The organism is Nostoc sp. CmiVER01, from assembly GCF_034531135.2.
In the GTDB taxonomy this organism is placed as follows: Bacteria; Cyanobacteriota; Cyanobacteriia; order Cyanobacteriales; family Nostocaceae; genus Nostoc.
The window spans coordinates 233,674-245,284 of record NZ_JAVRBU020000004.1 but is presented as its reverse complement, the minus strand read 5'-3'; the positions used below and the strand labels follow the sequence as shown (position 1 = coordinate 245,284).

10 protein-coding genes are annotated in these 11,611 nt (G+C 41.1%); 5 read left to right on the top strand and 5 right to left on the bottom strand.

All coding sequences use genetic code 11. From position 1 onward, the window contains the following. Window positions 1-164: 164 nt before the first annotated feature. Complete coding sequence (locus RMZ43_RS08100) at window positions 165-551, bottom strand: hypothetical protein (protein ID WP_322653822.1); 387 nt, start codon at window positions 549-551, stop codon at window positions 165-167. Window positions 552-1,142: 591 nt separating this feature from the next. On the opposite strand from RMZ43_RS08100, the gene RMZ43_RS08095 reads away from it, so the two are divergent. Next, window positions 1,143-3,047: a chloride channel protein gene (locus RMZ43_RS08095; protein WP_322653823.1), complete on the top strand. Its 1,905-nt coding sequence runs from the start codon at window positions 1,143-1,145 to the stop codon at window positions 3,045-3,047. A 69-nt stretch (window positions 3,048-3,116) separates the two neighbouring features. Here RMZ43_RS08095 and RMZ43_RS08090 read toward each other — a convergent pair whose 3' ends face one another. Further along, on the bottom strand, window positions 3,117-3,530 hold the full coding sequence (locus RMZ43_RS08090; RefSeq protein WP_322651494.1) for an AbrB family transcriptional regulator: 414 nt from the start codon (window positions 3,528-3,530) through the stop codon (window positions 3,117-3,119). 398 nt (window positions 3,531-3,928) lie between these two features. Here RMZ43_RS08090 and RMZ43_RS08085 point away from each other — a divergent pair, with 398 nt between their 5' ends. The 4 genes from RMZ43_RS08085 (at window position 3,929) to RMZ43_RS08070 (ending at window position 8,466) form a co-directional block, all read left to right on the top strand. Beyond that, complete coding sequence (locus RMZ43_RS08085; RefSeq protein WP_229554448.1) at window positions 3,929-4,369, top strand: Rrf2 family transcriptional regulator; 441 nt, start codon at window positions 3,929-3,931, stop codon at window positions 4,367-4,369. A 44-nt stretch (window positions 4,370-4,413) separates the two neighbouring features. Further along, complete coding sequence (gene cbiB, locus RMZ43_RS08080) at window positions 4,414-5,385, top strand: adenosylcobinamide-phosphate synthase CbiB (protein WP_322653824.1); 972 nt, start codon at window positions 4,414-4,416, stop codon at window positions 5,383-5,385. A gap of 101 nt (window positions 5,386-5,486) precedes the next feature. Next, window positions 5,487-6,023: a bifunctional pyr operon transcriptional regulator/uracil phosphoribosyltransferase PyrR gene (pyrR, locus tag RMZ43_RS08075; protein WP_322653825.1), complete on the top strand. Its 537-nt coding sequence runs from the start codon at window positions 5,487-5,489 to the stop codon at window positions 6,021-6,023. 253 nt (window positions 6,024-6,276) lie between these two features. Next, window positions 6,277-8,466 (top strand): tetratricopeptide repeat protein, encoded by a 2,190-nt coding sequence (locus RMZ43_RS08070; RefSeq protein ID WP_322653826.1) that lies wholly within the window; start codon window positions 6,277-6,279, stop codon window positions 8,464-8,466. A 33-nt stretch (window positions 8,467-8,499) separates the two neighbouring features. Here RMZ43_RS08070 and RMZ43_RS08065 read toward each other — a convergent pair whose 3' ends face one another. The 3 genes from RMZ43_RS08065 to RMZ43_RS08055 all read right to left on the bottom strand — a co-directional run bounded on the left by RMZ43_RS08065 (window position 8,500) and on the right by RMZ43_RS08055 (window position 11,443). Continuing rightward, complete coding sequence (locus tag RMZ43_RS08065; RefSeq protein WP_322651498.1) at window positions 8,500-8,883, bottom strand: nuclear transport factor 2 family protein; 384 nt, start codon at window positions 8,881-8,883, stop codon at window positions 8,500-8,502. 210 nt (window positions 8,884-9,093) lie between these two features. After that, window positions 9,094-10,983, bottom strand: a complete 1,890-nt coding sequence (locus RMZ43_RS08060) for a hybrid sensor histidine kinase/response regulator (protein ID WP_322651499.1) — start codon at window positions 10,981-10,983, stop codon at window positions 9,094-9,096. Then, window positions 10,949-11,443 (bottom strand): response regulator, encoded by a 495-nt coding sequence (locus tag RMZ43_RS08055; protein ID WP_322651500.1) that lies wholly within the window; start codon window positions 11,441-11,443, stop codon window positions 10,949-10,951. The genes RMZ43_RS08060 and RMZ43_RS08055 overlap by 35 nt, the downstream gene beginning before the upstream one ends. Window positions 11,444-11,611 lie beyond the last annotated feature (168 nt).

Here is an 11,611-nt window from a genome sequence, read left to right as displayed (position 1 = left end):
TCACTAAATAGCTGAATTTAGGTATTTTTCAGAGAGGTATATTTAAGCGAACATAATGTAAAATCGTGTCCTATTTAGGGCAATAAGACACGGTTTCATAGAAGTATTTAGTTATAATATTACAAAAACCAAAGTAAGATTTGATTTATACCAAAGTAATCCATTTACTGAGAGTTGTTTCCTGGTTTATTAACTTTCTCTGTTGTGGGTAATCCTGGGTGATCGTAGTTTGTCCTTTCTTGAGTTAAGGCGATCGCACTAAAGAAAATCGCACTCCCTACAGCCAAGGCTACCATAGGACGTTTCAGCAAGACAAAATCTCTGATAATCCTAGCTAAAGGTCGGCTTTGACGACGTAGCGACGAAGCAACCATCAATTGTCTCCAAGTAAATGGATCGCGCACATAATGACCACTTTGGCAAACTACTAGCCGTTCCTGGCAATTGGGACAGCAAAACAAGCCCATGCGCGTTTTAACTAGTTTGGGCGTATTATTTCTTTGACAAATTGGGCAAGTAACATAATGATTATCAAAGGTGTGTATATTCATTTACCTCGTCCGCCTAGTCCATTTACTCGCTCTATAACAATAGCTATACTGAATTCCGATCAATACTTAGCAGACTTCCAAGTATGGTCTGACATCAGCCATAAATCATACATATATTGTATTACTACCAAGGATGGCCAATGGTCGCAACACGAGTATAGCTAGATTTAGGTAAGGATGACTCCTAGTACTTGACCAACCCAAAAATGACGGGTGAAGGGAAGCAGGGGAAGAAAACAACTTGATTTTCTTACCATAAACCTCCGCAAAGTTTCTTTAATGGACTACTAGTTAATATTCGTGGGTGCGTCCACCCAGCCCACAAAAACTTGTTGTCTTTAGAAAGAATAGCGTTGGCGCTCACTCCCACCCCACTAGCCGCAGCTACATCCAAACTAGGCATCGCTGACCCTTAAATAATTGTCTCCCATGTAACCATTTTCCCCATAAAAATTTGCACAATCACATTTTTTACTAAATCTTTGTAAATCAAGCAAATAAAGTCTACTTGTCTGGTTGCTAAATAATGGCTCACAATGATAAGTAACAGATAAAAATTTAAATTTTTTCTTACATTTACCCCGCCTCTCAATGACTCTCTTGCCTCCCACTCAACTAAGGAAGGTAACGGAACAACCTGCCTTTCCTACACCTTCCGCTCGTTTAGCCTACCTAATTAATCGTTTTCAACCATCCCCAGAAACCGTTGTCCTGTTTTTAGCCATGCTCATTGGCGGTGGTACGGGTATGGGTATAGTCACCTTTCACTATTTAATCCAACTGATTCACCAGTTGATGCTGGAAAATTTAATGGGTCAAATCGGCGTCTGGGGTGCTTGGACTTTAGCCTGCGTTCCCACTCTTGGGGGATTAATCGTTGGTTTGATGCGCTGGCGCACTCAAGATTTTGGCCCTGGACTTTCATCTCTTATCGCCGCTTCTCAAGGAACAGAGATTAAGCAACCACTACGACCAGTTACGAAGATGCTGGCTGCATCTGTTTCTTTGGGTAGCGGTGCTTCTTTGGGCCCAGAGGGGCCGAGTGTAGAAATTGGCGCAAATTTTGGGATGTTGTTGTCTGTGATCCTGAATGTATCTCAAGAACGCCAACGTTTGCTTTTAGGTGCTGGCGCGGCGGCTGGACTTGCGGCTGGATTTAATGCTCCCATCGCTGGAGTATTTTTTGCTCTAGAGGTGGTGATGGGGGCGACATCTTTCGCTACTTCTGCGGTGAGTGTGGTGCTGTTAGCGGCGGTGGTAGCAGCATTAATTGCCCAAATTGGTTTGGGGGCACAACCTGCTTTTGATTTACCTGTCTACCAAGTCCGCAGTCCTTTAGAATTACCCCTTTACCTTGGCTTGGGTTTAGGGGCCAGCCTAATTTCTGTCACTTATACTCAATCAATTCGGGGAGCAAAAGCCTGCTTTGCTGGCAAGGTTCCAGGTTTTGCCTTTTTGGGACAAATTCCTGAGCCGATTCATCCAATTATTGGCGGTGTGATGATTGGCGCAGTTGCTTTGCACTTCCCGCAAATTCTGGGTGTGGGTTATGAAACTGTAGAAGCAATGCTTCAGGATGTGGAGTTTCCACTCTACCTATTGGTGGTGCTGTTGGTGGTGAAGTTAGTGATGACTGCAATTAGTGCAGGTAGTGGTTTCATCGGCGGTTTGTTTGCACCAGCAATGTTTTTAGGCGCTTCTTTCGGATCGGCTTACGCCAAAATTTTGGCTGTGGCATTCCCGGCTCTTTGCGATCTGATGGCGGCTCCCCCAGCTTATGCAATGGTAGGAATGGCAGCAGTGTTAGCTGGTAGTGTTAGAGCGCCCTTAACGTCTATTTTAATGCTGTTTGAATTAACCCGCGACTATCGCATTGTTTTACCGTTGATGGCAGCTGTGGGTTTGAGTGTTTGGCTAGTGGAAAGGATTAAACCAACTTTTAACTCTAACTCTAACTTACAACAAATTGGTCTTTCTGAATTGAAAGATGAACAAGCGGAAATTGTACAGCAAATTTTGGTAGAAGATGCTATGTATCCCTGCCCAAAAAAGTTACCTGCAACTCTTGGAGTATTAGATGCAGCTGTAGAAATGATCCGCGATCGCGTCCGCAGTGCTTTAGTAGTTGATGAAGCAGAGCAATTAATTGGCATACTCTCTCTGGAAGATATTAACCGTGCCCTTGCTCTTTGGCAAACTTACTCAAATTCACCAACTGAAATTCCAGATAATTTATCTAGTCAAACTCTCATAGACATTTGTACTACTGAAATCCTTTATGCATGGCAAGATGAACTATTATCTGAAGCTTTAGACCGCATGAGTCTTAGAGGTTTGCATCAATTACCAGTAGTAGCACGAGATAAACCCGATCGCATTTTGGGTTTACTAGAAAAAGAGCAAATTGCATTAACCTGCAATTTAGCAGTTACGCGCAAAGCACTTCTCCACTATTTTCCGGCCTTACCAACCACAGATATATTCATTAGTCATTAGTCATTGGTCATTGGTCATCGGTCATTGGTTTTCACAAAGGACAAATGACAATTGACTAATGACCATTTATTAAGCTGTAGCGTCTATGTCTTCATCACCTTCCCGATCTTCTGGGTCTACCTGTTTTAGACGAATGTGCTTTTTACCTAAAGTGATCAGAAACTCATCTCCTGGTTTTAGATTCATCTGTTTTGTATAAGCTGAACCTATCAGTAAGTTACCATTCGATTGCACACTAATTCTATAGCTAGCACTACGTCCACCACGCCCATTAGCACTGGGTGTACTATCCAACTGAATGCCTTCAGCATCAATTAGGGCATTTAAGAATTTCATCATATTGACACGCTCTATACCATTTTTGGTAACGGTATAGTAGCCGCACTTTTTGGCTTTGTCTTCTTTACTCTCGTTCTCTAGCTCTTTGACTTTTTTGAGCAGTTCTTCACCGAGTAGGGGTTCAATTTTTTTCTGTTTAGGCATCAACTTAGGTCGAAAATGAATGTTTGAAGTGTTGGAATCGATTTTATTTTAGCTGACGTTGAGCTAATAGGAACATAATCCTTTAGTTTTTATCTCAACCTAGCCAAGTATATTACACTCAGATGCACAATTGTTATCCCATTACCAATATTGCTAAGACAATCTATTTTAGATAACGCTGGCAATGCTGATAACTATCTATATATAGTTAGTGAATCACTGCTAGACTATACAAGTTTTAAGTTTTCTAAAGTGACGCTCGAAAAGTTGTTTACTTGCTGAGGATGATAACAGTGTCACAGAATGATAAGTAAAACTGATCCTTAACCATTGATAATTGGTTATTGGTCAATTGGTTATTTACATAAGACAGAGGACAAACAATAAAGCTTACCAAAATGAAACTAACTACCAGAGGACACTATAGTGTGAAGGCGTTGCTAGATTTGAGTTTACAGCCAAAATATGGCCCTGTATCTGTAAGAGCGATCGCTAAACGCCAAGATATTCCAGCTCCTTACCTTGAAAAACTACTAATAGAAATGCGTCGTGCATCTTTAGTAAAATCAATTCGTGGTAGCATCGGCGGATACCAATTGGCAAGAGAGCCTGCACAAATATCTATAGGACAAATTTTAGAAGCAGTTGGCGAGACTAGCCCTTTACCCCATCACACCCCAGCACCTGCACAAGCTGAAGATTGGGTAACATTTAGCCTATGGCAGAGACTCAACCAAAAGCTTAAAGAAGCTTTATACAGTATTACTTTGGCAGACCTTTATTATGATGCTCGTAGCTGGCAAGCTGCTCTTGGAGAAGAAGCTAGTTTTGTGGTTTAGTCAAAAGTCAATACGTTCAAATATTGATTTTTGACTCGTAACTTATGAGCAATAGCATCTATATCTTAATAATCGCTGCACTTTTAGATTACTTAATTGGCGATCCTTGGAATTGGCCTCATCCAGTGCAAGTTATGGGGTGGGTAATTTCTGGTCTGACCAAATTTTCTCTTAAATTATGTCAAAATTCTCTAACGCAACGCCTAGCTGGAATTTTACTAGGTATTATCCTGATAATTGGTAGTGCGCTTGTTGGCTTTTTGATTATTCAAAGTGCCAAATTGGTTCATCCGTTGTTGGGAATTGCCATAAATAGCATTCTTTTGGCTAGTTGTTTTGCTGGTAGAAGTTTACGAGCCGCAGCAGTGGCTGTTTTAGAACCTTTAACAACAGGAGATTTGGAAAAAGCTCGAAAGATTTTAAGTAATTATGTTGGTCGGGATACCCAAAACCTCTCACAAACAGAAATTTACCGAGCCGTTTTAGAAACGGTTGCAGAAAATGCCACTGATGGGGTGATGGCTCCACTTTTTTATGCAATTGTTGGTGTCTTTGTGCCAGTTGTGGGGCCAACTCCTTTGGCTTTAGCATATAAAGCTAGCAGTACCCTTGATTCAATGGTGGGCTATCGAGAAGCACCCTATACTTATTTGGGATGGTTCTGTGCGCGGTTAGAAGATTGTTTGACTTGGCTACCTTGTCGGTTAACAGTTATGACTCTGGCGCTGTTATCGGGTAAACCGATGTATGTTTGGCAAATTTGTCGTCGGGATGCAATTAACGATCCTAGTCCCAATTCTGGCTGGAGTGAGTGCGCCTATGCTGCTTTTTTGGGTGTGCAGATGGGGGGTACAAATTGGTATCGCGGGGTAGCTAAGTACAAACCACTGCTAGGAGATGCTATTTATCCCATTACTGCAACTTCCATTCAGAATGCTTTGCAGTTGACCCGATATTGTTTTTTGGTATGGTTAGGGATAGCGATCGCAATATTCTTAATACTTCCAAATAGGTAATGATAAATATAAAGTTAGAGACGCGATTAATCACGTCTGTACAGGAGTTAAGAATAAAAACTCCTAACTCCTAACTCATCACCCCTAACTTATCACTCACTATGTCTGCCAAAATAGTTGAAATTCTCTCGTCAGAAGAAATCCGTCGTACCTTGACTCGCCTTGCCTCTCAAATTGTGGAAAGGACACGCGATTTATCTCAACTGGTGCTTCTTGGTATTTATACAAGAGGTGCGTTATTAGCCGAATTGTTGGCACGTCAGATTGAGTCGCTCGAAGGTGTAGCCGTGTCAGTTGGCGCTTTGGACATTACATTTTACCGAGATGACCTCGACAAAATTGGATTGCGGACTCCAGCGAAAAGCGAAATTCCTTTTGACCTGACGGGGAAAACCGTTGTACTTGTGGATGATGTAATTTTCAAAGGACGGACGATTCGCGCTGCTTTGAACGCAGTCAACGATTACGGTAGACCAGAGGTGATTCGTTTAGCTGTGCTGGTAGATAGGGGCCACCGAGAATTACCAATCCACCCCGATTTTATTGGCAAGAAGTTACCTACTGCTAAGGAAGAAGTTGTCAAAGTTTACTTACAAAATTTCGATGAACGAGATGCAGTGGAGTTGATTAGTCACTAGTTATTTGTCATTAGTCATTTGTCCTTTGGAGTTGGGAGACAAAATTATAAGGCTTTTGGCTTGGGTTTCGAGTTCAGAGGTCGGAGTTCCCAGTTCAAAGGTCGAAGTTTCGAGTTAAAAGGTGGTACACCAATACTAAAATAAGGTTGAATCAGCAGTTATTTTTAAAAGCTAAGGGCTTCATAGCGAGTAGTAAGAAGAATTACACTGTGGTTAAGGAGCAATTAGGTAGTGTTCGCTCAAAATAAACTGCGTGTTTAACCTTCTCCAGCCAATTGTAGAATTCTACAACAACAACAAAGACTTTATTAACAACCTGCTCTCAGGTGCGTTCCCTGCGATCGTCGGTGTTTTCTGGTGGCTCATTTGGCAATACCGCCAGCGACGCATTCCGGAGAAAACTTTTGCCTTTGAGGTGATTAAACCGAAGAGTCAAGACTTGATGCAGCGAATTTTAGGTGGTAATGATGATGACCCTTTGGCTGATAGAAACATAGTTTACCAACAACGTGTACCAAATCGTCACATCCGCAATGAGCTAAAGCGGCAGCTAGAAGAACATCGCTGGATATTGATTTTAGGACGCACGGGATTAGGGAAAACGCGGGAAGCAGCCGAGTTGGCAAAGTATCTTAACCAAGAAGGCTGGACGGTGCTTTACCTCAAATTAGGAGAATGGCTAGATATTCCGGCGGCTATGCCAAAGGAGATAGGCACAAACCGCAAATTGCTGTTTTTCTTTGATGATCTCAATCAGAAAATGTATGCTAGCCGCCACGAAATATCCCCAGAAGCCGAGAGAAGTTTAGCAGAAAGGTTTCAAGTCCCCTTGCAAGAAAGGCTGTTGCAAGCTTTAAATAAGTATGAAGAGTTATGCGAACCGACAGAAATCCGCGTCATCGCCACTGCACGAAATGAAAGATACTCCGAAGATATTGGAAAACCCAGTCCTTGGGAAAAACTGCAATGGGATAAATACCCCAAGCTGTGGAACCGATTTAAAACTTATGAATTGCCACAACCAGAAGATGATGCCATCATTGCGATGTTAGCAAAAACGGTTCCTGAGACTAACATCAAAGCAGAGACAGAACAATATCCCGAACTAGCTAGGCGCAATGACAGCACATTTAGAAATGTAGTCGAGAATCTCCACCGCCTGCAAAATGAAAGCTTGGCTTTGACTGTACAAAATTACCGCGACACCCTAAAAGACACTTGGAAAAATCGTTATAACAAGGCAGTAGAGAAGTATTCTGTGAGCCGCTATATTTATGATGCCGTGGACTTGCTGCAACAATTCGACCTTCCACTTTATCGCTTCACAGTGGAGGCGACTGCACGGATGTTAGCGGCGAGAAATTTCTGGCAGCAGCTTTGGTATTATTGGCAAATACGCAGGGCTACCAATTATCTGATTTCAGCTGAACGCATCCTAGAACCACGTGATGGGCAAATTGAGGCCAAGCCAAAGCAAGTAGAAGCAGGCGAATACACATTGCGCTTCACGCGGTTGATTTTGCAGCTAGCAGAGAAACACCAAGAAATTCCAGCTTTCCTATTGAGTTTTAGCTGGAATCTAATTAACTTAAAACGCTATCAAGATGCACTACGTTGCTTAAACAAAGCTCTCACTTTCACACCTGATTCCCCTTCTATCTGGTTTGCCAAAGGCAATGTGCTAGTTAATTTGAGAAGATCAGAAGAAGCGATCGCCTCATACGACCAAGCCATCAAATTCAAATCCGACGGTCACGAAGCTTGGTACAATCGGGGCATTGCGCTAGTTAATTTGGAAAGATTAGAAGAAGCGATCGCCTCTTATGACAAAGCCCTTAAAATTAAACCCAACGACCACGAAACTTGGTACAATCGGGGTATTGCGCTAGTTAATTTGCGAAGATTAGAAGAAGCGATCGCCTCATACGACAAAGCCCTTAAAATTAAACCCGACTACCACCAAGCTTGGTACAACCGGGGTATTGCGCTAAAAAATTTGGAAAGATTAAAAGAAGCGATCATCTCATACGATAAAGCCCTCAAAATTAAATCCGACTACCACGAAGCTTGGAACAACCGGGGGAATGCCCTATTTAATTTGCGAAGATTAGAAGAAGCGATCGCCTCTTATGACAAAGCCCTCAAAATCAAACCCGACTATCACGATGCTTGGTACAACCGGGGCATTGTACTATTTAATTTGCGAAGATTAGAAAAAGCGATCGCCTCTTATGACAAAGCCCTCGAAATCAAACCCGACTATCACGATGCTTGCTATAACAAAGCTTACTGTTATAGTTTGCTAGGGAATATCGATTTGGCAATAGATAATTTGCAACAAGCTATCAACCTCAATCCTGAATATCGAGAGACAGCAAAAACTGATCTTAATTTTGGCAATATTCGAGAAGACCAGCGGTTTCAAGATTTGATTAGTCATTAGGCATTGAGCATTGGGCATTGGTTAGTAGTTGATCTACCGCAAAATTGGGCTACCGTGATGATGTACTAAATACCACTTCTCGCCAAGGAACTGAAATATATTTGTAGCTGTTGATTGTGCTTCAAGTCTTCTGCCACCTACCACTTGGAACACATTTTCTCTCAGCACAACATAAGCAATTTTTTCAGTGATTTCTGTAGCAATTATATCTGTGTTTATTTCAATATAAGCGGTGTTTTTAAATATCTGCTCCCAAGAGGTGCGAATTTCCTTCCAACCTCGCAGTATATTACTTCCAGGATGAATACAAAAACTACCAGTTCCTTGTGACCATACTGCACTCATTGTCTCTATATCTTTTCTTTCAAAAGCTCGATAAAAAGCCGCATTAGCCGCTAAGACTTCATCCTTAGTCATGGGTAATTAAATAATTAAGAGTTATGAGTGAAGAGTTGGGAGTTAGCAATTCTTAAATTATAACTCTCAACTTTGAAAAATAAATTAGATCTTTCCAGAAATTAATTATGCGTCACCTGAAACCCCTGGATAGACGTTGCAATGCAACGTCTCTACATTCATTTTCACTCCTATGTCTATTAGTAATTTCCAATGCTCAATGCCCAACTTCTAATTATTTTTGACTGTGCTAATAGTTTGCAATAATTGGCTAGCTGTATAAGGCTTGTATAAAAAAGCTTTGATACCCATGTCATAAGCTGTATTAACTTTATCTTGCGAAGTCAGTCCACTGACAGCAATGATTTTGACATTTGGGTTAATTTTTCGCAGCGTGCGGATAGTAGTTATCCCATCCATTGACGGCATGAGCATATCAGTTAAGACAAGAGATATTTTATCTCGATGTTCTGCATATAAGGCTATTGCTTCAATACCATCGCTAGCTGTGATTGCTTTGTAGTTATGGCTTTCTAGAGATGTTTTTGTCACATCTATAATGGCAGGTTCATCATCTACAATTAAAATTAATTCTCCTTGTCCTAAGGGTAATCCCTCTTCTTGTTCTTCTATAGTTACTGCCGCCTCTTGTGCTGGCAAATATACTTTAAATTGGCTGCCTTTTCCTTCAACGCTTACTACGTCGATAAAACCGCCGTGGCTTTTAATAATGCCAAGTACTGTAGAAAGACCAAGACCAGTACCTTTACCGAGTTGTTTAGTAGTAAAAAATGGCTCAAATATTCGATCTAATATTTCTGTTTGAATACCAATTCCGCCATCACTAACAGTAATAACAATGTGGTGACCAACTTTAGCATCTATATTCATTTTGGCGTAATTTTCATCAATTAAGAGGTTTTCTGCTAATATTTTTAAAGTTCCCCCATTTGGCATAGCATCACGGGCATTGACACACAAATTCATCAGTACTTGATGCAATTGGGTAGCATCGCCGCATACAGGCCAAAGATTTGGCGAAATTTGAGTGGAAACCTCAATGGATTTGGGAAAAGTTTCTCTAATAATTTGCTGAATTTCTACTATTAAATGCTTTAATTGCAATATAGTGCGATCGCCCTCAATTCCGCGAGTAAAAGATAAGACTTGCTTAACTAAAGTAGCTCCACGTTTAGCGTTTGTAATCAATATTTGCAATAGTCGCCGAGAACGTTCATCATGAATTTGTATCTCTAACAGTTGGGCTGTCATCAGAATCGGGGCAAGAATATTGTTTAGGTCGTGGGCAATACCACTGGCTAAAGTACCAATACTTTCCAATCGTTGGGCACGGAGAAATTGTGCTTCTAGTAGTTTTTTTTGCGTGATGTCAGTGTTAACAATCAGAATAGATTGTGCTTTATTACCGAATTCATGCACTAGCGTCCAACGGCTTTCAACAATAATTTCTCTACCTGATTTTGTTTTTTGATGTAACTCACCCTCCCAAGAGCCATTTTTCATCATAATATTGAGTGCTTTTTCAACTTGAGACACATGTTTTTCATGCCAGAGAACTCGTGTCTTTTTATTGATAGCTTCTTCTTTATTCCAACTGTACAGACTCTCAGCAGCTTTGTTCCAAAATAAAATTTTCTCTTCTAAATCACACACAAAAATTGCATCGGTGGCAACATCTAGTAAAGCAGCTTGTTCGCGGATTTTCTGTTCTGTTTGTTTGCGCTCAATGGCATAACGAATAGAACGCTCTAATAAAGGTGCAGTCAACTGGCTTTTTTCAAGATAATCTGCGGCTCCGGCTTTCATCGCTTCAATATCTATTTCCCAATCGCCCTGGCCAGTCAGCAAAATTATCGGAGAACAACAGCCGTTGGCAATTGCTTCGCGCAAAAGTTCCAGTCCACTGTCTGCACCCAAGCGGTAGTCTACAAGATAAATGTCATGTTGATCGCAAGCGATCGCATTCCTTGCTGCTTCATAATTATTTACCCATTCCAACTCGCAGTTTGCTGCTTGAAATTCACTGAACCAATAACGAGTCAAAATATAGTCGTCTTCGTCATCATCAATGAACAGAACTTTGATAGGGCTGTTGTTCATGTTTATCTCCCACAGCTTCTAGTGGCAGTTTCACAATTTCAAACCAGTATTTAACTAGAGTCTTCATGACCTCAACTAATGAAGCAAAAGTCACTGGCTTAGTGATGAAGGAGTTTGCACCCAAATTGTAAGTATTATATATATCTTCTTCCCTTCGTGATGTTGACAGGATAACAACTGGAATTTGCCGCAATTGTGGGTCAGTTTTTATCTCTTTGAGCGCCTCCAGACCACCAATTCTGGGCATGTTCAAATCTAACAAAATCAAATCGGGATGCGGTATGCTGTTGTTAGCATATCCACCACGGTGGTACAGATAATCCATCAACTGTTCGCCATTACTGACGATGTATAGTTCAATTGGTAATTGACTTTCTGCCAATGCCTCACGAACCAAGATGCAGTCGTCTTCATCATCATCAGCCATTAAGATTGTGACGTTTGTTTCTCGACCCTTCACTATGCATCTTCTCCTTTGTATTAGTATGAAACAAATTATTAACTTGGCACACACAGATGGCAACTCTTGCATTGACATAAAGAATCAAATATGCAATTTATATATTTAGCTGTGAAAGCTGATTTTTTCGTTAATATTTAACACTAAACTGCATGTCGTAATCGCCAA